Annotated in this window: 18 protein-coding genes and 4 pseudogenes; 9 read left to right on the top strand and 13 right to left on the bottom strand. The window is 41.7% G+C overall.

Annotated features, from left to right (window positions below; translation table 11 throughout):
- The 3 genes from BACCOP_RS14945 to BACCOP_RS14935 form a co-directional block, all read right to left on the bottom strand.
- Positions 1-772, bottom strand: a 772-nt coding sequence (locus BACCOP_RS14945; RefSeq protein WP_007570594.1) for a reverse transcriptase domain-containing protein, incomplete at its 3' end; no start/stop codon positions are given.
- Between the two features lie 526 nt (positions 773-1,298).
- Positions 1,299-2,585, bottom strand: a complete 1,287-nt coding sequence (locus BACCOP_RS14940; RefSeq protein WP_007570591.1) for an NCS2 family permease — start codon at positions 2,583-2,585, stop codon at positions 1,299-1,301.
- A gap of 27 nt (positions 2,586-2,612) precedes the next feature.
- Positions 2,613-3,314: a nucleoside-specific channel-forming Tsx family protein gene (locus BACCOP_RS14935; protein WP_007570589.1), complete on the bottom strand. Its 702-nt coding sequence runs from the start codon at positions 3,312-3,314 to the stop codon at positions 2,613-2,615.
- 743 nt (positions 3,315-4,057) lie between these two features.
- Between BACCOP_RS14935 and BACCOP_RS14930 the strand changes: the two genes are divergently transcribed.
- Positions 4,058-6,067 carry an AAA family ATPase gene (locus BACCOP_RS14930; protein ID WP_040312139.1) on the top strand — a complete coding sequence of 670 codons (2,010 nt, stop codon included), beginning with the start codon at positions 4,058-4,060 and terminating at the stop codon, positions 6,065-6,067.
- Between the two features lie 5 nt (positions 6,068-6,072).
- On the opposite strand, the gene BACCOP_RS14925 is transcribed toward BACCOP_RS14930, so the two are convergent.
- A complete protein-coding gene (locus BACCOP_RS14925; protein ID WP_007570584.1) occupies positions 6,073-7,005 on the bottom strand; it encodes a glycoside hydrolase family 25 protein in 933 nt (310 codons plus the stop codon).
- Positions 7,006-7,106: 101 nt separating this feature from the next.
- On the bottom strand, positions 7,107-8,750 hold the full coding sequence (locus tag BACCOP_RS14920) for a diphosphate--fructose-6-phosphate 1-phosphotransferase (protein ID WP_007570582.1): 1,644 nt from the start codon (positions 8,748-8,750) through the stop codon (positions 7,107-7,109).
- A 145-nt stretch (positions 8,751-8,895) separates the two neighbouring features.
- Here BACCOP_RS14920 and BACCOP_RS14915 point away from each other — a divergent pair, with 145 nt between their 5' ends.
- The 3 genes from BACCOP_RS14915 (at position 8,896) to BACCOP_RS14905 (ending at position 10,978) form a co-directional block, all read left to right on the top strand.
- Positions 8,896-9,168: a hypothetical protein gene (locus tag BACCOP_RS14915; RefSeq protein WP_007570580.1), complete on the top strand. Its 273-nt coding sequence runs from the start codon at positions 8,896-8,898 to the stop codon at positions 9,166-9,168.
- Between the two features lie 5 nt (positions 9,169-9,173).
- Positions 9,174-9,731 (top strand): 1-acyl-sn-glycerol-3-phosphate acyltransferase, encoded by a 558-nt coding sequence (locus BACCOP_RS14910; protein ID WP_007570578.1) that lies wholly within the window; start codon positions 9,174-9,176, stop codon positions 9,729-9,731.
- Between the two features lie 287 nt (positions 9,732-10,018).
- Positions 10,019-10,978: a bile acid:sodium symporter family protein gene (locus tag BACCOP_RS14905; protein WP_007570575.1), complete on the top strand. Its 960-nt coding sequence runs from the start codon at positions 10,019-10,021 to the stop codon at positions 10,976-10,978.
- 74 nt (positions 10,979-11,052) lie between these two features.
- Here BACCOP_RS14905 and BACCOP_RS14900 read toward each other — a convergent pair whose 3' ends face one another.
- Together BACCOP_RS14900 and BACCOP_RS21445 are read right to left on the bottom strand one after the other, a co-directional pair.
- Entirely contained in the window at positions 11,053-12,684 is a 1,632-nt protein-coding gene (locus BACCOP_RS14900) for an energy transducer TonB (RefSeq protein ID WP_007570573.1), read from the bottom strand.
- Positions 12,685-12,857: 173 nt separating this feature from the next.
- Positions 12,858-13,059: pseudogene (locus tag BACCOP_RS21445) on the bottom strand (MobV family relaxase); the annotation flags it as partial.
- Between the two features lie 465 nt (positions 13,060-13,524).
- Between BACCOP_RS21445 and BACCOP_RS14895 the strand changes: the two are divergent.
- Genes BACCOP_RS14895 through BACCOP_RS14880 form a run of 4 tightly spaced genes read left to right on the top strand, consistent with a single transcriptional unit; the run spans position 13,525 to position 18,055 of the window.
- Positions 13,525-13,746, top strand: a complete 222-nt coding sequence (locus tag BACCOP_RS14895) for a helix-turn-helix domain-containing protein (RefSeq protein ID WP_007570568.1) — start codon at positions 13,525-13,527, stop codon at positions 13,744-13,746.
- A 10-nt stretch (positions 13,747-13,756) separates the two neighbouring features.
- On the top strand, positions 13,757-15,895 hold the full coding sequence (locus BACCOP_RS14890) for an N-6 DNA methylase (protein ID WP_007570566.1): 2,139 nt from the start codon (positions 13,757-13,759) through the stop codon (positions 15,893-15,895).
- The gene (locus BACCOP_RS14885; RefSeq protein ID WP_007570563.1) at positions 15,892-17,280 is read left to right on the top strand and encodes a restriction endonuclease subunit S domain-containing protein; all 1,389 of its coding nucleotides are present in this window, start codon (positions 15,892-15,894) and stop codon (positions 17,278-17,280) included. The genes BACCOP_RS14890 and BACCOP_RS14885 overlap by 4 nt, the downstream gene beginning before the upstream one ends.
- Positions 17,267-18,055: a restriction endonuclease subunit S gene (locus tag BACCOP_RS14880; protein ID WP_007570561.1), complete on the top strand. Its 789-nt coding sequence runs from the start codon at positions 17,267-17,269 to the stop codon at positions 18,053-18,055. Before BACCOP_RS14885 ends, BACCOP_RS14880 begins: the two co-directional genes overlap by 14 nt.
- Before the next feature lie 82 nt (positions 18,056-18,137).
- On the opposite strand, the pseudogene mobV reads toward BACCOP_RS14880, so the two are convergent.
- Positions 18,138-19,509 (bottom strand): annotated as a pseudogene (gene mobV / locus BACCOP_RS14875) (MobV family relaxase).
- A gap of 154 nt (positions 19,510-19,663) precedes the next feature.
- Entirely contained in the window at positions 19,664-19,921 is a 258-nt protein-coding gene (locus tag BACCOP_RS21185; protein WP_040312138.1) for a hypothetical protein, read from the bottom strand.
- A gap of 613 nt (positions 19,922-20,534) precedes the next feature.
- Between BACCOP_RS21185 and BACCOP_RS20715 the strand changes: the two are divergent.
- Positions 20,535-20,753, top strand: a pseudogene (locus tag BACCOP_RS20715) (conjugal transfer protein TraG); the annotation flags it as partial.
- A gap of 92 nt (positions 20,754-20,845) precedes the next feature.
- Here the strand turns inward: BACCOP_RS20715 and BACCOP_RS14860 are convergent.
- The 4 genes and pseudogenes from BACCOP_RS14860 to ltrA all read right to left on the bottom strand — a co-directional run bounded on the left by BACCOP_RS14860 (position 20,846) and on the right by ltrA (position 24,202).
- Positions 20,846-21,487, bottom strand: coding sequence for an NYN domain-containing protein (locus BACCOP_RS14860; protein ID WP_007570552.1), 642 nt, complete (start codon positions 21,485-21,487; stop codon positions 20,846-20,848).
- A gap of 183 nt (positions 21,488-21,670) precedes the next feature.
- A pseudogene (locus tag BACCOP_RS20505) lies at positions 21,671-21,796 on the bottom strand (RteC domain-containing protein); the annotation flags it as partial.
- Positions 21,797-21,820: 24 nt separating this feature from the next.
- Entirely contained in the window at positions 21,821-22,192 is a 372-nt protein-coding gene (locus BACCOP_RS14855; protein ID WP_007570550.1) for a hypothetical protein, read from the bottom strand.
- 201 nt (positions 22,193-22,393) lie between these two features.
- A complete protein-coding gene (gene ltrA / locus BACCOP_RS14850) occupies positions 22,394-24,202 on the bottom strand; it encodes a group II intron reverse transcriptase/maturase (RefSeq protein WP_007570549.1) in 1,809 nt (602 codons plus the stop codon).
- Positions 24,203-24,437: the final 235 nt, after the last annotated feature.

Below are 24,437 nucleotides of genomic sequence, written 5' to 3'. Positions count from 1 at the left end.
GTTCCTTGTCCAGCTCATTGAGCATAATATTACTTAACAATGGACTTAGAGGTCCTCCTTGGGGAGTTCCTTCCTCGCTCACTTCGAACAGACCTTTGTTCATTACACCGCTTCGGAGATATTTGTGTATCAGACTGACAACTCTGCCGTCTTTAATAGTACGGCTGAGAATTTCTATGAGTTTGCTATGGTTCACGGTATCGAAGAAGCGTTCAAGGTCAAGGTCTACAACGTACGTGTAGCCTGTATTGATTATCTCTTGGGCTCCTCTCACCGCGTCATGACAACCTCTTCTCGGACGGAAGCCATAACTTCTCCTGGAGAATTGTTTCTCATATATAGGACTCAGAACTTGGTTAATGGCTTGTTGCACCAAACGGTCTACCACAGTGGGGATTCCTAATAGACGCATCTTGCCATTGTCCTTGGGGATTTCTACCCTTTTGACGGGGTTCGGACGGTAAGAACCGTCCATCAAGGAACGGATGAGCGCATCTTTGTTGGCTAATAGCCATAAAAACAATTGTTCACATGACATATTGTCGATACCGCCACAGCCCTTGTTTCCAATCACTGCCTTATAGGATCGGTTTAGGTTCGCAGGACTCAGGATTTGCTCGAAAAGGTGTTCCTTGTCGAATGGTACTTCCACGATGTTGTCTTCACATATCCACATGAAAGTCTGCACTCCCTCATACCATTCGGTTTCCGACCTATCTCTTTGAGGGCAGTCATTAACTTCGGATAATGTTTTCTGCATTCGTTCTTTCATTAGGTATGTTTCAATTACTATCGTTTAATTATTAGGTTCAGTCCTTCGCAAACCTATCGGCTCGTTTGCTACTATGACTTCTGCTGACTTCTCACGGCAAGCTTTACTCCGCTGATTTCGATTTTTTCTATTTTCATGCGTCCGTGAGACCTCCTCGGATAAGGGTATTAACTTTCAATCTTATGTCTGCTTCATCTACATTAACCGTTCCGAATAGCTATAGGGCTTTGGTTTGGATAGCAACCTTACCCACGGTTTTTATGCCTTATATGAAGTTTCTGTTCGTCAGACCAGATGTTTGCCGCCAGCTTCTTTCAGATTCCACCTCACGATGGACACCCTTGCTATTGGCTGTATGATTCCCGCTATTAGGGCTCATTGGGGACTTGCACCCGTTAGCTAATACTCATGCCGAGCATACTATCAAAAAAGCATGTGAAACAAAGCCTGAAGACTTTTATTTCACATGCTTTTTATATTAATCTATCAAAGCTATCTCTCCCTTAAAACAGAGAGAAACTAGATTCTACATAAAGAACTTAAAGACAAAGATAACCGACAAAATATACATAGCCGGAGTCAATTTCTTATAATTTCCGCATAATAAATTTATCAGCACATAGCTTATCATTCCCAATACAATACCATCAGAAATACTATAAGCCAAAGGCATAAAGATAATACATATAAATGCAGGTATAGCCTCCGAATACTCAGTAAGATCAACTTTCTTGATAGAAGACATCATCATCAATCCTACCAGAATCAGTACCGGAGCAGTAGCAGCCCCCGGAACAGCCAGGAAGAAAGGAGCAAGAAACAAAGCAAGCAAGAAACAAACAGCTGTAACAAAAGCTGTCAGACCGCTACGTCCACCCTCACCTACTCCTGAAGCACTTTCCACAAAAGTAGTAATTGTACTGGTTCCCAACATAGCACCTACCGTTGTACCAACAGCATCTACCAAAAATGCTTGTTTCAAGTGAGGAATCTTTCCTTCTTTTGTCACCATACCAGCCTTAGTAGTTACTCCCACCAGTGTACCGATTGTATCAAACATATCTACAAACAAGAAAGTAAACACTACTATTACCATTTCTTTAGTAAATATATGTTCCCATTGGAATTTAAAGAAAATCGGCTCAATAGAAGGAGGAGCACTTACAATGCCGTCAATATGTGTCAATCCCATTGGAATACCAATAATTGTAGTCAGCAAAATACCAAAAAGCAAAGCTCCGCGTACACGCTTCACCAACAAGATAGATGTAACCAGCAAGCCGATAATTCCCAGCAAAGCAGAACCTGAAGTTATATCTCCCAACGAAATAAGAGTCGCATCATTATTCACAATGATACCAGCATTCTGCAAACCCAGAAAAGCAATAAACAGACCAATACCTGCACCAATCGCATTTTTCAATGTAGCCGGCAAGGCATCAACGATCTTTTCACGCAAATTGGTAACTGTCAGCAAGATGAAGATAATACCCTCCAGCAAAACGGCAGTCAGTGCAAATTGCCATGAGTACCCCAGTGTCAAACAAACAGTATAAGCAAAAAAGGCATTCAGTCCCATACCCGGAGCCAGTCCGAAAGGTAATTTGGCATAAAAAGCCATAAGCAAAGTAGTAAAGGCCGACGCTATCACAGTGGTAGTAAACAACGCCCCTTTATCCATTCCCGTAGCACTCAGGATGTTCGGATTAACAGCAAGAATATAAGCCATCGTCAGGAAAGTTGTGATACCAGCCAGTATCTCAGTACGTACACGTGTCACTTTCCGGTCGAAGCCAAACAATTTTTCCAGCATACTATTTATAATTTTATGATAAATCTATTAGAAAGTCCACTTCATTGCCAGCGTAGGGATATAATAGAATCCGTTACGAGTAGCAAAATTCGTACTCATCTCCCACTCTGTACCAACGCTTAAATTCAAATCCTTATTTACATGCTTAAACTGATTCAGGTTTACCCAGAACTGAGGCTCAGTCATAAAGATGTAATTATGTTCGTTACCGTGAACATCAAAATGTTTCTCACGCCAGAAATCAGCAAAACCGCTGAAAGTATACTTACCCTGACAGAAGTTGATAGTCCATGTACCAGTCACCTGGAAGTTATGCGGTTCGTCATTCTTCTGGATATACTTATACATTACCTGCACACCAAACACACGAGAAAAGTCTGCACTGTTCCAGTTGTATGCCGGACCGGCCAGAAAAGCATTGTTAATATAATTCAAACCACCATTATATTCTATATGAGCAGATACAGGAGCTTTCCAGAATTTCAGTTCACGGCTGATTTCCCAATAAGCAGAAGCCACGCCCTTATCTGTATAGTCCATATCAACAAAGAAGAAAGTACTACCCCACTTGTCAGCTTTAAACATTTCTACTGTAGTAGTAACCCATGGACGGTCCTCCAGAGAATTGTACATAGCACGTCCTAAATCATAATGCAACTGGATGTTTTGTGCCTTTGCCACTCCTGCAAAACAGCACATCAAAAGAACGAATAAGAATGTTTTTTTCATCGAATTTTAATTTTGCTTAATAATTTGAAAACGCAAAAATAGTGAAAAATCTGTTTAAAAGCATAAATAAAAGCTATTTTGTTTCTCTTTTTAGCATTAATCTCCTTCTACACACCAATCATATACCTTATTATATATGCGAAGAACATGCAGTCCTCATCGACTGCCCCGATTACTTTTTCCGCCAAAAGTCCAATACCCTCCGATAGAAATGTTCAGTCACGTCACACCTATGTAACAAAAGAAGGGCTTTTTTTGATTTAGGTCAAAAAAGAGGCACTTTTTGCAATATATATGCTATAAAACATATTTTCTATTAAAATAACTCGTATATTTGCAGTGTAAAACAAAAGGAAATAATAAAAGACTAGACTTAACTAGATTTGAATTTTTAAGGTTAAAGGTTGAAAAGATGAATTAAAAAGCCGGCCGTGAGGCTCGCCGTAAAATTAAAAAGTAAAGTTTTCAGGTATTATTTAATGTTTAACTAAAAAAGAAAGGATAACATTATGAAAAAGGTAAAAAACATTTTTCACAAGATCGTAAATGCAGATCCAATGATCTGGGGTTACGTAATGCTGAACGATAAGATCAGCAAGTAAAAACAAGCTGAATGCTGAAAAAGGCTTCAGCTTTGAGAGAGAATCTGATAAATGCCGAGAGGCGTGTAAATAATCAACTAAGCGGTTGCACATGCGACCGCTTTTTTTATGTATCTTTGTCAGCAAATCAAGTTTTCACCTATGGCATATACACCGATAGATACCGACAACGCAGAGTTCCAAAATGCTTTAAAGCTGATACAATACACCCGCCAGTCGGTTTTCCTGACCGGAAAGGCCGGAACCGGTAAATCTACCTTTCTGAAACATGTATGCCAGATTACCAAGAAAAAATTTGTGGTACTTGCCCCGACAGGCATTGCAGCCATCAATGCAGGAGGAAGTACCCTGCACAGCTTTTTCAAGCTCCCTTTCTATCCCCTCCTGCCCGACGATCCCAACTTTAGTCTGAAAGGAGGAAAACTGCACAGTTTCCTGAAATATTCATCAGACCACCGCAAACTCATCAAGAATATCGAACTGGTGATCATCGACGAGATTTCCATGGTACGTGCCGATATCATCGACTTCATTGACAAAGTGCTACGTGTATATTCACAGAACATGCGCGAGCCCTTTGGCGGAAAACAGCTGCTGCTCGTAGGAGATGCCTTCCAGCTGGAACCGGTAGTGAAAAGCGATGAACGAGAAATCATTAATCGCTTCTACCCCAATCCCTACTTCTTCTCTGCACGTGTATTCCGCGAAATGGAGCTGGTAGCCATCGAGCTGACTAAAGTATACCGACAGACCGACAAAGTCTTCGTCAACGTGCTCGACCATATCCGCACAAACACCGCCGGAGCAGCCGACCTACAACTGCTGAACACACGTTACAACGCCCCGGTAAAGGCAAGCGAAAACGACATGTACATCACTCTTGCCACCCGTCGAGACAACGTAGACTACATCAACGAACGTCGTCTTGCCGAACTTCCCGGCGAAGCCGTCACCCTGCAGGGAGAAATACATGGCGAGTTCCCCGAAAGCAGTCTTCCTACACTTATGGAGCTGACCATAAAACCCGGTGCACAAATTATTTTCATCAAGAACGATTCCGAAAAGCGCTGGGTAAACGGAACCATCGGAACCATTTCCGGTATCGATGCCGACGGAATCATATATGTCATTACCGAAGACGGAAAAGAACTGGACGTTCATCGCGAAAGCTGGAGCAATATCCGCTACCGTTATAATGAAGAAGAAAAGAAAATTGAGGAGGAAGAACTGGGAACATTTACACAATATCCTATCCGCCTTGCTTGGGCTATAACCGTACACAAAAGCCAAGGCCTTACATTCAGTCGGGTAGTCATCGATTTTACCGGTGGAGTTTTCGCCGGCGGACAAACCTATGTCGCTTTAAGCCGCTGTACTTCACTGGAAGGCATCTGCCTGAAACGTGAAATAACCCGTGGAGATATCTTTGTCCGCCCCGAAATTGTAGCTTTTTCACAACGGTTCAACAACGAACAAGCCATCGAGCGTGCCATGAAACAAGCACAGGCCGACATACAATACGTAGCTGCTGTCAAAGCATTCGATAAAGGCGACTTCGAAGAATTTCTCAATCAGTTCTTTAAGGCTATCCATTCACGTTACGATATAGAAAAGCCCCTCCAGCAACGTTTCATCCGGAAAAAACTTGGCATCATCAACAAGCTGCGTGAAGACAACAAGCGACTGAAAGAACAGATGCAGGAACAGCAGAGAAATCTTCAAAAATACGCCAAAGAATACTACCTGATGGGAAATGAGTGCATCACACACATGCACGACACCCGTGCGGCACTTGCCAATTACGATAAAGCCATCGAACTGTATCCTGACTACGCCGATGCATGGGTACGTAAAGGAGTTACCCTGTTTAATGCCGACCGTATAAATGAAGCTGAAGCCTGTCTTGACAAGGCTGTACGTCTGCGCCCGATGGAATTTAAAACCGTTTATAACCGCGGAAAACTGCGTCTTCATACAGGAGATACCGAAGGAGCTATTGCCGACCTCGACAAAGCTACTACCCTGAAGCCTCAACACGCCGGAGCACACGAATGCTTTGGCGATGCACTTACACAAGCCGGAAAAGAAATGGAAGCAGCCATCCAGTACCGTCTTGCCGAAGAGCTCCGCAAGCGTAAATCCAATCAATAAAATAGTTAGTTTTCTTCTTCAGACACAGGAATTGTCATCTGCTTCAGTTCCTCCAGTGTTCCGTTGAACACATTCAGGTCCACCTGTTCCCTTATGCCCGGCAATGTACCGGCATCTGTATGCTGCCAGAATCTCCACTGGCCCTTATATTCTACAGAATCAACATAATAATGAGCAATCCAATACGGATAAGTATTGAAGACAGAATCGTTCAGATAACGAGTTTTAAACTTATACGAAGTATAAAGAATAGGCTTCACTTTATAATGCTGTTCTATTTTACGAAGCCATACCAGCAAATCTTTCCGCAAACGGTCGTCATCATCCCCTCGCTTTTCTATATCCAGCACAGGAGGAAGATCTCCCGGCTCCAGCTGAACCGAGCGGATAAAGAAATCAGCCTGCCGCGAAGCATCTGTCTTTGGATTATAAAAATGATAAGCACCGCGGATAAACCCGTACTGTCGCGCCAGATCAAAGTTATGGACAAATGTAGTATCACTGAAATCTCCACCTTCCGAAGCTTTCAGAAAGACAAAACGGATAGGGAATGGAGTAAACTGTGTCTTGCTGAGCACTGCCCAGTTTATTTCACCCTGATGGTGAGAAATATCGAACCCATGCACCCGATAGCCCGAAGGAAGACATACGCCATATGCCTTTGTACCATAGCAAGGCTTCCATCTGTATGCATAAGGACGGATAAAGAAATAATAAAACCCAATGACCAGCAATGCAGCAGCCCCTCCCATCAGAATATAATATATCCACGATGGAACTTCCCACTTACGTGCTATTTTCTTTTTATCCTTGCTGCGTCTGGTTCTTCTCTTCGGTCCTCCAGAAGAAGTCGTATTCGATGAAGAAGAACTCGTCCGCTTACGGGATGTAGTTTTGCGAAGCTTATTTACCACCATTATGGGCGGTTCTTTTGTCATAGGTTCTATCCAGTTACATTAAAAAATAGTCACTGCACCTCTCTGCCAGTCACAGACAGGCAGAGAAGGCAATGACAGATTTCTTTATTTATAAGCAATTATTATTTTGCTTGTTCAAGCTGCAAAGTCTTAGTCGGCTGATCGCAAACTTCAGTAGGACCAAAGTACTGGATCGGACCCGGATAAACATAAGCAGTTTCTTTAGCCCAAGTTTCACGCTGAGCAGCGAAAGCCTTGAACGGAGCACCATCCAACTTAACCAGAGCTTTCTGGATAACCGGTTTCATTTCACCGTGACGGCGTTCCATGTTCATCATCATTGTGATAGGCACACCACCTGCAATCCATTCAGCAGCCGGAGCAGTAGTGTTACGAACTGATGACATATAACCAGTCTTACCGTTAGCAATCAACATAGATGCAGTGTAACCCAAAGAGTAGCAATAGTCAGCATCGAAGTTAGATGGAGCAGCGCAACGTCCTTCGTAACCGAAGAAGTGGTGCTGAGCAGCAAACTTACCAACATATTTACCTTCTTCTTTCCATGCAGCCAACTTAGTAGCAACCATTTCAGACAACAGTTTTTCAGTTTCGATCAATGAAACCTGAACGTTTCCGTGCGGGTCACGATCCAAAGACAACTGACGAGCAACACCTTCCGGCAGAGAAGCGTAGATAGCAGCATTTTCCGGAGTCAGCTTGCTGATGATGTATTCACGCTGTTTAGAACGTTTGATGTTGTTGAATTCTTCACCATTAGCAGCCAAGAAGTCGTTCAATTCAGCGATCAGACGCTTCATAGCAGGGATGAATTCGATCAAACCTTCCGGAATCAATACTGTACCGAAGTTGTTTCCTGCAGCAGCACGGTCAGCAACAACCTGAGCAATATATGTTACTACATCATCCAAAGACATGTTCTTAGTTTCAACTTCTTCAGAGATGATACATACATTAGGCTGAACCTGCAAAGCACATTCCAAAGCGATGTGAGAAGCAGAACGTCCCATCAGTTTGATAAAGTGCCAGTACTTGCGAGCTGAGTTACAGTCACGCTGGATGTTACCGATAACTTCAGCATAAGTCTTACAAGCAGTATCAAAACCGAATGAAGTTTCAATCATGTCGTTCTTCAAGTCACCGTCGATAGTCTTCGGACAGCCGATAACCTGGATACCATAGTTCTTAGCTGCATAATATTCAGCCAATACACAAGCATTTGTATTAGAGTCATCACCACCGATGATAACCAATGCTTTGATACCCAATTCTTTCAAGATTTCATAACCTTTTTCGAACTGATCTTCTTTTTCCAGTTTAGTACGACCAGAACCGATAATATCGAAACCACCAGTATTACGGTATTCGTCGATAATATCAGCTGTCAGTTCCATATATTTGTGGTCAACCAATCCACCAGGACCCAGGATGAAACCATACAATTTGTTTGCAGGGTTCAATTTCTTTACGCCATCAAACAAACCAGAGATTACATTGTGTCCGCCAGGAGCCTGACCACCAGACAAAATTACTCCCACGTTCATAGGAGCATATTCTTTTTCTTCTCCTTCAACAAATTTAATCAACGGCATGCCGTAAGTATTCGGGAACAATTTCTTGATTTCTTCCTGATCGGCAACCGACTGTGTAGGTTCTCCTTCCTGTACCTTTACAGCACCCTTCAATGCCTTAGGCAATTTTGGCTGATAAGCAGCTCTTGCAATTTGTAATGCGCTTTTTGTCATAATTGTTTTTAATTTATATAAGGTGTATAAATTTCGGTATGGCAAATTTCGCCTTTTTTTCGGAAATATGAAAACGTATGCAAAAAAAATGTTATCTTTACCCCGCAATCAATCTATTTTATTAACCCATTAAAACAATAAAACTATGGCTAGTAGAAGAAATTTAAAAAAGAACGTCAATTATATTTCCGACCTTATCGCAGGTCTGTGTATCGTAGAAAGCATGAATGCCAAAGATGAAAACCGTGAAGAACTGAGCAAATTGTTCCTTCAGGCAGTCAATCTCCGTCAGGACATCATCAGCCGCATCAGCCATACTGAACCGGGTAATGTAAAAGGCTTCTATAAGAAACTGAAAGAAGACTTCAACAACGGTACACAAACTATTTTCAAAAAATTGGAAGAACTGGGTAAATAAGGAGCATGAAACAAGCCATTTGCAGCTTTATCTACCACAAGATACTGGGATGGAAAGCTGAAGTTTCCGTCCCTGATTTCGACAAGTGCATTATCTGTGCAGCCCCTCACACCACGAACTGGGACCTGTTTATCGGCAAGCTGTTTATCAGTGCCATAGGTCGTGAGTCGGGATTCATGATGAAAAAAGAATGGTTCTTCTTTCCGTTGGGTATTTTGTTCCGCTGGATGGGAGGAATCCCCGTACATCGTGACAAACGTACCTCAATGGTAGATCAAGTCATCAAGCAAGTAAACGCCAGCGAGAAATTTCATCTTGCCATCACCCCTGAAGGAACCCGCTCTCCTAACCCGAACTGGAAAAAGGGATTCTATTACATAGCATTAGGGGCAAACATTCCTATCGTACTGATCGGCATCGATTACGAAAAGAAATGTATAACAGCAGGCAAGTATATCATACCCAGCGGGGATATAGACAAGGATATGCGCGAAATCAAATTGTATTTCAAAGATTTCAAAGGAAAACATCCTCACAAATTCGTTCTAGGCGATATAGACTGACAATGTATAGTCTTTATATACAACGTCCTGTGTGCTTTTTCACACGGGACGTTTTGTTTTTATAATTCATCAGGAAGTTCCTTTTTCTTTTTGTACAAATTTTCTCTAAAACTTCATGATATTTTGGAGAAAAGATGCTGAATTTTTAATCAAAATATCTGCAATAATTTATTTCCCATCTTCGATTCACCGAAAGTAGACAGACAGTGATTTCGACAAGACAAACATACACGTCAAGATTCACATGAAATTTTGTAACTTTGCAGACAATTTTTGAGATAACAACAATGAAAAATAAACTCATCCAACTATCTATATGGATTGCCGCCCATATTACCCTTGTGGTAGTGCTAGTGACGGCTGTGGCCCTCTTTTTGCCTTCTTCGTTCGTCTGGATAGACACTTCGGCCATCACACCAATGCTGGGCGTAGTGATGTTCGGCATGGGACTAACACTCCGTCCGTCCGACTTCAGACCGGTCTTACAGCATCCGAAAGACATTCTCGTCGGCGAACTGGCACAGTTTCTTATCATGCCCTCACTGGCGTGGCTACTCTGTAAGTTACTGTCTTTGCCGGAAGAACTCGCCTTAGGAGTAATCCTCGTAGGATGTTGTCCGGGAGGTACGGCCAGTAACGTTATCTGCTACCTGGCCAAAGGTGATGTAGCCCTGAGTGTAGCTATGACCGGAGTTTCTACCCTGCTGGCTCCCATCATGACACCTGCCCTCGTATGGTTACTTGCCGGTGAATCGGTGAAAGTAGACGTAACAGGCATGTTCTTAAGTATCGTGCAAGTGGTGATAGTACCCATCGTACTGGGAGTGGCTGCCAATCATTACTTCCAGCGGACTACCCGACGGATACTGCCGTTGCTACCGATGATTTCCACCTTATCCATTGCCTTCATCATCGGCATCATCGTAGCGCACAACGCGACCAGCATCCTTACATGCAGCCTGATAGTAGCTGTAGCGGTAATTCTACATAATGTATTCGGACTAGTCTTAGGATACGGCCTCTCTGCCATAACCGGAAGCGAACCGTCTAAACGTTCGGCCATTGCCATCGAGGTCGGTATGCAGAATTCCGGTCTGGCAACTTCACTTGCTGCCACCCATTTTGCCTTGTTTCCTATGGCAGCCGTACCCGGAGCCATGTTCTCGGTATGGCACAACTTTTCAGGCAGCATCGCAGCACAGATTTTCAGAAGACAGTCAGATAATCAGCATAATGTGATTTTATAAGAATCAAGGTCTATATGGTATTCGGTGCATTAAATAAGAAAAGTTGAGGTAAGGGCTAAAGTTAGCAATAAACCCTATAAAATTTTGCCATTCGTATCTATATAATACCAGTCGGGACTATCCCAGTAATGTTTTTCATCTTTAGAATCAGGAACGACCTTACTTTCTCCTGAAAATGTAACCTTTGCCTTGCCATTCTCAAAAGGGAAGGCAAATTTGAATTGGGGCTTTATAACTATATTCCCTAAAGAATCAGCGAAGCCAATCAGTCCGTTTTCATCCGTTATACGAAACAGTCCTTCCCGAAGTTTATCCGGTCCATTGTCATACTGAAAGACGTAGAACAGTTCTTCGCCTTGACCATTCAAGCAGACAATCCGGGTATCTTGCTTGTTTTCGTATGCGAAAACTAAATTTTTGACACGATTTATTTGACAGTAATTATACTTGCCGTATGGCACAATGGTATCTCCCCGTTCATTCAGGAAGCATACGGGAACACCTGTCTCAAGATTTTTCTCAAATGTATGAGCAATCAGTTTGCCTTTTGTCTTCCTGAAGAAAACGTTCATGGTCCATATAGACTCCCGGTATTTGCTTTTGCCATAATAACTGATGGCAGGTGTCCATCGGGGCATACCTTTGATAATATCCACTACTTGCGCGTCCCACTCATGTATGCCGCAGCTACGGAAAACATCAACTTCGGATACTTCTCCATACGAATTTATTTTTACTTTATAAAATCCTCTCACCTGTTCTTTATTACCTAACAAACTCGGGTCGTACACAAGTCTTTCGTCTATATAATTTTGTATAGTATTGGGATTTCCGTCCTGGAAACAAGATGGTGATTCCCATTCCACAAAGCAATGTTTCTGTTCTTCTTCCCAAATACTGTCTTTCTTTACTCTGTCTCTATAGTGTTGTGGCAGGAATGGAACATATACTGTGTATAGACATTCCATCCGCTTCCCATTCTTATCCAGACATGGAAGACAGTGTGGAAGATCCTTGGTCAGTCTGATGACTTCTTTGTCGAAGTCTTTATGCTTGGTTGTCAAAATATTGATACTGCGTGGCAATCCCAAAGTATCAATGGAAAACATCACTACGGAATAACCTGCTATATTCTTTTTCAGCAATTCTTCCGGGTATTTCATTTGGGAAACATAGTATTTTGTCAGATCATAATCCCAAACAGCCCATCGTGGAGGTTCTATCGTGGATAAATCCTTAACAGGTTCTCCGGTTATCTTTGCCACGCCCTTGTTCCAAATATCCTCTTTACGCCATATACTGTCCAGACGTTCTTCGTTCTTACGCTGTCCTTCAAGAGTGTTGTCTGTTACACATTTGACAGAGCCGACACTAATCGTCAAGCTGTCCGGCAAATACTGAAAAACTAAAGTGCTGTCTGTAAGTTCTTGAATGATATACTTTTTCCTTGACTCAAAAACCTTGATTGTATCTCCGCACAAAGAATACGAATAAAATGTTTCTGTTTTCTTCTCATCAGATAAAAAAGTCTTTCTCAATCCTGCATCACGAAATTCCAACTCCATAGCATATTGCTTGCCTTTTGGAGCTTGTACCTTCCAAATTTTGTTTTCCAGCAATGCGGATATGTCTGTATAATCGCTGTTTTGTGCGGTAAGCTTACTGATAACGACCAATGAACACAATATGAACAGAAACTTTTTCATAATCTTTCATCTTGATGACACTCAAAGATACTGATAATAAATAACCTAACCAATTTTTGACTATTCCTTTTCGATTAAGACTAAGTAAATTAATCACTATATTTGATTCCTTTTCTGTCTTAAAACTGTATAAGGCTTTTTCCGTATAGTTGTAAACAACTTGTCAAACTGCTCCTTGAGCCACTCTCCAATGGGTTTCCCTTCGATGCAAAGTACAAGAAATCACGGTAGTATTGAACTGTTGTCGTTTGCCGTGCTTCTGAGCCACGTACGCCTCGTTGCAAACCGTATTTTTCCATTGCTTTTGCGTAACTGTCGTGGTAGGTAACGAGTTTCTTACATGTTAGCACACAGACGTACGGTATTGGCTTTCTTGTATTCTCACGTCACTATCCGTAGATGTGTGGTGTATGTTAGTCCAAATACTGGATATGAAATTTAATTTTCCACTTACACAAGCAATAAAAAAACTAACCTGAAGCCGAGTTTAAAACTATTATTGATAACATAACCATACACAGAATAACCGATTGATGCTACATCATATCAACTTTGACATCAAGACTTTTAGCATCATTTCCCCCGTTTCACAAGGTTATTCCACAGATTTTCCGTAAATCTGTATAAAGAATATAGCTATTGAAATTAAGCAATTTAGAAGAATTACCTTGTTTGGGGGTAATGATTTAGCAACCGTTTTAATTGCTTTGTTCTGCTTTGTTTTACTTCATAGAGTAACTCTTCAGGTACAAAAGTAGTATTTTTTCAATACTATACGAAGGTTACCAAATTAAATTTTATATTTTTGCAGCCAATAAACAACGATGAGCAAAACATAATATGTGCAAGAACCGTATAAAAGAGGCATTAGCGGCAAGAGGCATCAGCCAAACGGAATTGGCAAATAGACTTGGAAAGACTTTCAATATGGTCAATCTGTATGCTTCCAATAAAGTACAACCTCCTATTTCGGTGCTATATCAAATTGCTAATATTTTGGATATTGATGTTCGGGAATTACTTATATCGAACAAGCAAACAAAAGACAATGAACAATTTTAAGATAACATAAATGAAACTAACAGATATTATTAAAGGTACAGAGTATGAACTAAGCCTGTTTTCAGAGGAGCAAATCTCGGAATTGGAAAGACGTGTAACTGAACGGATGTCAAAGAAAGGAGTTGACTATTATCTTACATGCTTAGTGCGTAAGAAAGAAATAAAGTTAACTCCAGAAGAAGTAGTGCGTCAATTATATCTGTTGGTTCTTACGCAGGATTTAGGTTATCCAGTTTCAAGAATGGAATTGGAATACGAGGTTACATTCGGCAGGGAAAAGAAACGGGCAGACATTGTAGTTTTTGACAAACAGCAAACCACAAGCCCGTATATCATTGTGGAATTGAAAAAGCCGAAGTTGAAAGACGGTAAGGAACAGCTGAAAAGCTACTGCAATGCAACGGGTGCGCCCATCGGTGTATGGAGTAACGGTCGGCAGATTTCTTATTACCATCGTAAAGACCCGAATTATTTTGAAGATTTGAGTATGCTTCCACGTGCCGACCAAAAGCTTTCAGATATTATTTCAGAACGGTGGAAAATTTCTGACCTTATCAAAAAAGATAAATTGGTGAATGAACGGAAATCTCTGAAAGACTTAATTCTCGAAATGGAGGATGAGGTATTGGCTGGTGCAGGCGTAGATGTATTTGAGGAAGTTTTCAAACTTATCTTTACCAAACTTTATGATGAAATGGAGAGTGGTCGTAAACCCGACCGCAACCTTGAATTCCGTAATTACGGCGACACAGAAACGGAGTTAAAAGAAAAGTTGCAAACTCTATTTGACCAAGCTAAAGAAAAGTGGCAAGGCGTATTTACTGAAGATGCCAAGATTCTACTTACACCATCGCATCTTTCCGTATGTGTTGCTTCCTTGCAAGACGTAAAGTTATTCAACTCCAATCTTGACGTGGTGGACGAAGCATTTGAATATCTTATCAATAAAAGTAGTAAAGGTGAAAAAGGACAATATTTTACTCCCCGTTATGTGATTGATATGTGTGTGAAGATGCTCAATCCGAAAGCTGACGAGAAGATGATAGACACGGCAGCTGGCAGCTGCGGTTTCCCTGTCCATACAATTTTCCATGTATGGCAAAAAATTCTGGAAGCAAAAGGATTGAAACGTAGTCATCTGTTTACTTTGGAAGAAAAACCAGCTGAATGCAGTGACTATGTACAGAACAATGTATTCGCCATTGATTTTGATGAAAAAGCCGTGCGTGTGGCGAGAACTCTTAACTTGATTGCCGGAGATGGTCAGACCAATGTTATGCACTTGAATACGCTTGATTATGAGCGTTGGGATGAAACTGTGAAGGATGAAAATTGGAGTGATACTTATTCAGAGGGTTGGAAGAAGCTCAAAAAAATGAGAGCTGAAAAGAACAGCAACCGTGATTTTACTTTTGATATTGTAATGGCAAACCCTCCGTTTGCAGGAGATGTAAAAGAAAGCCGTATCCTTGCCAAATACGATTTAAGTCGTTCTGTTTCGTTGGAAAAACTGAAAAATGTACCATCAGGAGCAACGATTACCCAAGGAGAGCCTACATTTCCGGAAGCATTGGCAAATAGCGGTGAAACAGTTTATCAAATGGCAGACGGTACGTTCCGTAAAACAAAGCTGAAACAGGCTTCAAACATGAGCCGTGATGTGCTGTTCGTAGAACGCAACATCGATTTTCTGAAATCTGGCGGACGTATGGCAATCGTACTACCGCAAGGACGTTTCAATAACAGTAGCGATAAGGTGTTGCGTGAATACATTGCAGACCGCTGTCGTATCCTTGCTGTCATAGGATTACATGGTAATGTATTCAAGCCGCATACAGGTACAAAAACAAGCGTCCTATTCGTTCAGAAATGGGATGATGTGCTTTGCCCGAAAGTAGAGGATTACAATATTTTCTTTGCAACCATGCAGGAACCAAGTAAGGATAATAGCGGTAATAAGATTTATCAAAATACTATAGATGAAGAGGGAAACAATGTACCGCTGCTTGATACACATGGACATCTCATTGTAAAGCATGACCTTTTCAATCACGATGGACTAACCAAAGACGGAATAGCTGAAGCTTTTGCCGAATTTGCGAAGAAAGAAGGTTTATCTTTTTTCGCGGATGCCCCTTTAATGAAGTGAAGTATAAGGCTTTGTTGGAGGGGCTGGAAATATCAATAATTAGCAATCGGACATTAGAGCGTACTTTAAGATTGGATGCTGAATTTTACTCAAAATCCAATCTTAGCCAAGTGCTATTACTGAAAGGCATAGGTGCGATTCCTTTAACCACATTCACTGATATATCTGATGGAAATCATATGTCAATTAGTCAAAACTTTGTGAATGATGGTATACCTTATTATCGGGGTGGTGATATTTATAATTCATTCATAGAGTTTTCACCCAATCCGTTGCGTATTCCAAGATATGTATATGAATTATCTATAATGCGACGGTCACATTTGAAGAAAGGTGATATATTAATGTCTATTGTTGGTGCTATTATTGGGAATATCTCTTTAGTTTCTACAAATAATAATGCTACTTGTAGCTGTAAATTGGCAATAATACGTCCTAAAAACAATATATCATCAGAGTATTTGGCAACATATCTTAGATGCAAATACGGTCAGCAGCAAATTCAAAAATTTCGAAGAGGTTCTGGACAAACAGGTATTATATTGGAAGACTTTGACCAATTATTAGTACCTGATTTAAGTAACAATATAAAGGAACAAATTTCTAGTTTTGTGAAACAATCTTATGCTTATTCTTTAAAAAGCAGGCAGTTGTATTCCGAAGCTGAATCCTACCTTTTGGAATGCTTGGGTATGACCGACTTTGCCGCCAATCCTGATGCATACAATGTAAAGACATTAAAAGAGTCTTTTCTTGATACAGGACGTTTTGACGCAGAATATTACCTGCCTAAGTATGAGGATTATTGTAGACTTGTACAATCCTATTCCAATGGTTATGAACTGTTAGGGGATGCATGTAACATTAAAGATGCTAATTATACTCCCGAAACCGGTGTGCGCTACAAATATATAGAACTTGCCAACATTGGCAAATCGGGTGAGATAATAGGGTGTGACATTCAAAACGGCGAGAACCTGCCAACCCGTGCAAGACGAATGGTACATCAAGGAGATGTGATAGTTTCTTCCATTGAGGGGTCATTGGAAAGTTGTGCATTGGTTACGGAAGATTACGAGGGTGCATTATGTTCCACTGGTTTTTATGTACTGCAATCCTCTAAAATGAACTCAGAAACATTGCTTACACTTTTCAAATCATTACCTATACAACAATTGATGAAGAAAGGTTGTTCGGGCACAATTCTTACAGCCATCAGCAAACCTGAATTAGAGAAACTGCCCATACCAATCATACGACAAGAGGTACAGGATGAAATAGCTCAACATGTACGAAAAAGCTTTGCCCTGCGAAAAGAAGCAATGAAACTTCTTGAAAATGCAAAGCTTACGGTAGAACAAGTAATTGAAAATGGGGGGGGGTAATTGGTTGATTATTAGTCAGTTATACAATAACATTGTTCAAGAAGAACGAAACGCGGAATGGTTGTTGCTTATGGAAGTCGGGGTATTGCCTGACATTGAAAAAGAAAGCAAGACCGTAAAAACCTGCAAGAGACTGTCTGATAGTTTTTTGTCAAGTGGACGTCTTGATGCAGAATATTATCAGCCCAAATATGATTACCTGTTTTACCAACTGAGTAAATTTCCGACATCAACAATAGGAGAATTGACTAAAATAGATAAGTCTATAGAACCTGGCAGTGATGCTTATCAAGAAACAGGTGTGCCGTTTATCAGAGTTTCTGACCTTTCAAAGTTTGGATTAACTGATACTGCGATACATATTGATAAAGAGGAGTTCAACAATGTTATAAGACCTCAGAAGAATACTATTTTGTTGTCAAAAGACGGAAGTGTAGGCATTGCCTATAAGGTAGAAGAACCACTTGATGTAATTACTTCTGGTGCAATACTTCACTTGTCATTAATCAGTACTGATGTCTTACCCGATTACCTGACATTGGTGCTCAATTCTCCAATAGTACGTCTCCAAGCTGAGAGGGATGCAGGAGGTTCAATCATCCAACATTGGAAACCATCGGAAATTGAAAATGTCATTATACCAATATTACCTATGCCTATTCAACAGAAAATTTCAGGAAAAATCCAAGAGAGTTTTAGATTAAGAAAAGAAAGTGAAGAATTATTGAATAACGCGAAACGAAAAGTCGAAATGACGATAGAGGGGATAGCTTAATTTTCAAGTTAAGAACCAACCAGAGAATAGCAAGTCTATTTGAACTACAGATAAAGACTTACTATTCTCTCATTGGTATTGTTTATAATCCTATACCCTTACCCTTTTTGAGTGGTGCAACTGTTCTGCGTACGGAAGAAAACAATTTATTAAATTGTTCTTTGAACCACTCTCCAATAGGTTTTCCTTCAATACAAAGTACAAGTTTTGACTTGTCTTTCGGGTCTTTTACAACTTGGAAACCTGCGTTTTCTGTCTTGAACTTCCGTTTATGTTCCTCCGAATAGAGTTCGCCTTCGTAGAACAGCGGCTTTCCTCTGATGAGCGTGGCGGTCTGCCTTTCGTTGAAACCGACTTTGAGGCAGAACTTCTCCATGTACACCAACTCTTGGAACAGCGGGAACCACTTCTTGGCTTTCTGGATGATTGATTTCAGGAATGACACTTCTTCTTGGTGTGCCACTTCTTTATCTGCCATCTCCCTGCGGTGCTTGACTTGCAATTCCATAAGTTGGCGGTTGTGTTCCTCCTGCTGCCGCTGCATCTGCTGTTGCAACAACTTGATGCTCTCATCACGGGCGGCGACCTCGCCTTGCAGGGTACGGTTGTCGGCTTCCAGTTCTTTCAATTTACCACCGCCCCAAAAGAGAACCGACTTTTGCCACGAATGCGGCTTTCGCTTCCGTCTTGGCTGCTTCCAGTTTCTCCGACTTGACTTCCTGCCTTACCTCGTCAAGCTGTTGCTCTGCTTGTTGCTGCTCTGTCTGTAACTGTTGCACATTGGCTTCAAGTTCACCCGTCTGCCGTATCAAATCACGGTAGTATTGGGCTGTTGTCGTATGCCGTGCTTCCGAGCCACGTACGCCACGTTGCAAACCGTATTTTTCCATTACTCTTGCGTAACTGTCGTGATAGGCAACGAGTTTCTCACGTGTCAGCACATCATCGGCACACAGACGCACGATATTGGCTTTCTTGCGGTAGGAGCGTTTACCTTCCGTCTGCTTTTTCTTGGCTTTCCTGCGCTCTCCTGTTACTATCGGTACGACCGTGGCATGAATGTGCGGTGTGTGCTCATCCATGTGCAGGACTGCCGAAACGGTATTTTCCTTGCCGAAGGTGCGATGAAGCCATTGAAGGTTGTCATCACACCATTCGTCAAGTCTGCCCTCGTCCTGTATTTTCATCATATCCTCGTGCGTACCCGAAAGCACGATTCTAATTGCCCGCACTTGGTCAGGGGTTATCTTACGTTTGATGCCTGCCGTACGGATACGGTGGCTTATCGCTTCGGTACGGTCGGACACTCCATCAGAAAACTCCACCAGTTCACGGTTGAGATGTGTACGTGTAGGGTCTGCGTTCTTGGGTATGGTCTTACGTTCTATGTGGTCGGATGCGCCCGTGTCAGCCGAGCCTTTCGCTTTGTTGATTTGAATGCTTATATATCCCATGCTTGTTTTTCGTTTTCAAGTTTGACAATTTGGTTTGTTGGTTTCCGTCAGCTGCGGTCATGCCGCATGGCAAACGGGGGTGTCCAGAGGGGTGTAACCCCGTTGGCTCATTGGGGCATTTTTAGCTGTGCCTGCACTGCGTAAAGAAAATGCCCTAATGAGCTATGGCTTTTCTGTTCTCAAAAGCCTGTGAGAGTACCAGCTGTATAGGCAGCTCTTTTCTTTTCATTGATATGATACGCCTTCCCTTGTCGGCTGGTCGGACAACAGGCAGGTCGGATGTCCGACCGACCAGCTTGCGGATAGTGGCATTTCCTTCCATCCGTTTGTCCCGCAGACTTGTTGGCGGATGAAAATCCGATGAATTGATGAGTTGATAGGATAATATACTGATAGCCAAAATGATATACATTCATCATCGTTTCATCAAACCGCTCGCCAAAAGAAAAGTGATGTAGAGTGCGGTGTGTTCTTTCTCTTTTCATCTGCCCGATTCTCTTGTTGAAAGGTTGATGAAGACGTAAGTTACTGTTTCTCTTTATGTTTATATATACTTTCATCATCTCATCAAAATATCAGAATTTTTCCAGCTGTATTTTGTTTACCGTGTAGTAACGTCCTATTCCTCTTATCAGCGAATAATGACAATCCCGATTCACAATCTTGTAGAGAATTGTACCTACGCAAATAATTTCTTTTTTTCTTCATGTTCTTGATACAGGTTTTAGTGCTGCCTACATTCTGTCGGCAACGGGTTAAACATGGTTGCAAAGCTACGGAAGTGTCGGTAAAATCTTGATACGCAAATCTATGCGGAACGGCGCAAAATAGGTCATGCCAAAAGAAAATGCAGTATAAACGGGTGGCTCTTTCAGATAAAAGGAGATAAAAAAGCCCGAAGTCGTGGAATATGCACGTCTTCGGGGACTGGATGTTGCAGATAATTACAGATTGACTGACGCACTGATTTACGGATTTAATGACTTCATGTCGTCACTACGTCAGATTAAACCGTTAATCATCCAATTGTGGTCGATGCCGAGAAAGTGAAGCGTGAGGAACAGGCTTACCGGTCTATACCCGTCATCACGGACTTTACAGATGCCGGCGGCAACGACCGCATGAAGGAGATGAACTAGGATAACTACAACCGTATCCGTGCCGATGTCCGGCAGATTGTCGCTGACGAGTTGCAGCGCATACAGTCCGACCCCGAACTGCAATACCTCTTGCAGAACAAATAGAAATATCATAGGCGAAAAGAAAAATCCGTAATACGACTGGATATTCCAGACTGTATTACGGATTTTCCTTTTTTATAACGCGTATTTCTGATTCAGATTGACTGAAAAGCCTTCCATTTCTTAGGTATCTGTAAATCAAAGTTTGCCTTTCCAAGATGTACCACATCAGGTAAAAGACATTGCCTGAAACGAGTTTCATATTGTTTCATATGGATAGGCTTACCCATACCCATAGTAGCAAGATTACTGGAGTACTGGTAAGGAGGGAAATATACAAAAACCTTTTGACAAGCTTCTGTTGCAAGTTCGATAGCAGGTATCATGTCACTATCAGCTGATACTACAATGGATATATCACAATTCTTCTGATAGGCATCTGCTATAATCTGTGTGGCTATTCGTACATCAGTTTCCTTTTCCTCATGGGTATGAATAACATTTCCGCATTTGAAACAGGTTATAGATTTTTTCAGGTACTTACCCAATATCAACTTGAATTTCGGATTTTCTCTATTGGCTTGAAAAAAGGCATTCTGGCGAAGACTTTGGTCTATATCATCAGGCTTTGCCGAAAAATACTTGACGGCAACAAGCTCCTGATTCGGGCGCATGAACATCTCGAACAACTTAACTATATCAAGCCAATAATATTTCTTCCATTTAGCATTGCTCTTCAGTCCGAAATAGAAATTGAATCCATCAATATAGACTATAACGCGCTGTTTTTGCTCCATATTCCAATTGTATATATAAAAAATAAGCCACCTTTTTAGGGGTGGCGAGCCTTAGTATTTTCCACCTAAGGGCGATATTGTATTGCAAAAGTACAATTTATATTTGATAATACAAATATAGTAGAAACTTTTTTTATTTTTTTCGTAATAAATCAAGGCGGACTTATCGCTTGTTTTCTTGCTTCACCGCCTCTTCCGTTCCGCCTCCTCGTCCCGCATCATCCTGCGGTTCAGCCGTTCCGCCGCCCTGTCAAAGAAATACGTCCGGCTCTCGTTCTTCCGCCGCTTGATGTCCGCATAGGTATTGTAGTGGCTGAACATAAAAAGTTCACCCTAACATTCATACGGCATTCTGTTATTCATTGACACCAGCAGGACTTGTTTTTCTTTTCGTCGGCACAATCTTTCCAGCAGGGCATTGCGAACCGTTGCGGCACCTGACGTGTCAATGCGAAAAGCGAGTGCCACCACCATCGGCAAGGCATACATGTCCGCGTAATAGCCGTTGAGCAGCTTGATACGTTTTTCAGCTTCAAGAGGATTAAAATTTCCACACTTGTACACGGCACGAATGGCGGCACGGAGCGTCGGGACGATTGCCCCGAACAGCTCCACCAGCTCCATTTCATTCATCCATATATTACCTGTATCGGATGGTATGGTAATTCTACCATAGCTGTCCGTTGTGATTATTTCCCGTTTCATATCCCAGCTATTTTCACGTTTCCGAATGATTTGCTCAGTTTGTCGCCCAGCATCGTGAGGTCATTATCCAATTTCTGCACGGTTATCTGTAGGCTCGGCAAACAACGCCTTTCCGCTTTACAGCGGTAGGTTTTCGCTTACCTGCCCCCGAACCGTACTTACACGTCTCCATGTATACGGCTCTCCATCTGTAACATCATCTTACTTGACACATCTCTGGATTTTTGCATTGCACTCCGCACAAACGACCAAAGTCTTTCTGTGCATATAGAGCATTTTGCGTTCCCAGTCATTTTTACCTTTTAACTCTTTGAGAGTGCGGACATGGTGCATTACCACTTCACCGTGCTTACCACATAGTTCGCACGTTTTTGTTATAAGCCTTTCTATCAGACTCAACGATGGCGTTTTGAACATGTACGGCAGATTGTCACTTGGGGCTGTTTCACAATCGGTTTTACGGGCATACCCCTCATTGTAGAATACCCTGTACTTGGTTTCTCCTCCCTTGTTTACAAAAGGCACGGCAAAGAGATTGTCCTTACGGTATGTTTCAATGACTTTTCTCACTGACATATTCAGCTTTTGAGCAAGAGTTTTGTATATGGAGAACTTCATAATGCAGCCGAAAGAGCGTCCCAAAGCCGATGCATTGTTTGCTATTGAGTAATAGTTGTAGAACCCTCGTATTTCGGTATTAAACTGAGCTACAATCTCGTGCGATTCATTGTCAATCATATAAGTCCGGCCTTTTGACACCCATGTTTCCTTGCCGTGTTTGGTGACAACTTTCATGGCTTCGAGGCTGAGCAGCTTGTTCTTGATTACTTCTCTTGAAACGTGCAATATCACGTTCCCGTTGAAGTATCTGCGCACTGTTCCGTTACTGTTTCTCTTTGTGGCATAGTCTTTACGGACATATATTTCGTAACCCAAAAATTTCGCGCTGTCTTGTGCATTTGTAATCAAAGTCTTTTCCTGTGACATCTCCAGTCTTAACTTTTCCTGCATAAACTTGGTGATGTCTGCTTTGATTCTCTCACATTCGTTTTTCGTTCCGATAACCCCGATTAGAAAATCATCGGCATAGCGCACATATCTCAGTCTGCGAAAATTTCTATCCATATCGTTGCCACTCGGCATTGTTAGTATCCACTTCTGCTTTTCGTGCAGTTCTTCTACCATCCTTGTTCTTACGTTTACATCCTCAACTTCATTTATCCTACGTTTTAGGTAGTGTACTCTGCTGTTGAGTTTGCAAATATCCTTGTTGCGGCTTCTTGCTGTCCCTTTATTGAATTTGTTGGCATATTCATCCATGTACTTATCGAACTTGTCTAGGTATATGTTTGCCAAAATAGGGCTTATGATACCACCTTGCGGTGTCCCTGAATAAGTCTTGTTGAATTGCCACTCTTCCATGTACCCTGCATTGAGGAATTTCCGTATCAGACGAAGAAATCTGTCGTCTGCTATTCTGCCTTTCATTATTTCTATCAGCACATTATGGTCTATGTTGTCAAAGAAGCCTTTTATATCTCCCTCAATGAACCATTTTGCACCGTTGAAATTGTTTTGTAGACTTTTCAGTGCTGTGTGGCAGCTTCGGTTTGGTCTGAAACCGTGCGATGTCCACTCAAAGTGTCCCTCATATATGGCTTCAAGCACCATTCTTACTACCTCTTGAACCAATTTGTCTTCAAAAGACGGTATTCCTAGCGGACGCATCTTCCCATTCTTTTTCGGAATGTAAGTTCTCTTTGCAGGATTGGGACTATAAGTCTCATCCTTTATACTCTCTATGAGTTTGTTTATCCTATCAATGCTCATCTCATCCTCAGTTTTGCCATCTGTGCCGGGTGTCATGTTGCCCGGCTTTGCATACATACGTTGGTAGGCGACAAAGAACATCTGTTCATTGAATAGAATACGGTAAAGCCTTTCGTATTTATACTCGGGCTCATTGCTGTGTCCAGCTAAAATGTTTAATACTTGCTCTGGATTTCTCATACGTCTCTCACGTTTTCCGTTGTTTGTATTAAAGTTACAGACTACTTCCCTTCGCCATGTACAAGGCTTTCCCCTGCTCGGACTACTACGGAAGTTCCGTTACCATATCGGATATTCAAAAGCTTTCTTTATAGCTGTTTGTTCCAGCGTTCCGACTTAGGTAATCCCCAGTTAGTTCTCTTAATAACTATTAGCACGACATACTGTCGGATGCGACTTTCGTTCTTGTCCGCTT

It is taken from the genome of Phocaeicola coprocola DSM 17136, from assembly GCF_000154845.1.
In the GTDB taxonomy this organism is placed as follows: domain Bacteria; phylum Bacteroidota; class Bacteroidia; order Bacteroidales; family Bacteroidaceae; genus Phocaeicola; species Phocaeicola coprocola.
The sequence above is the reverse complement of the archived record's forward strand: the minus strand, read 5'-3'. Positions and strand labels throughout refer to the sequence as shown.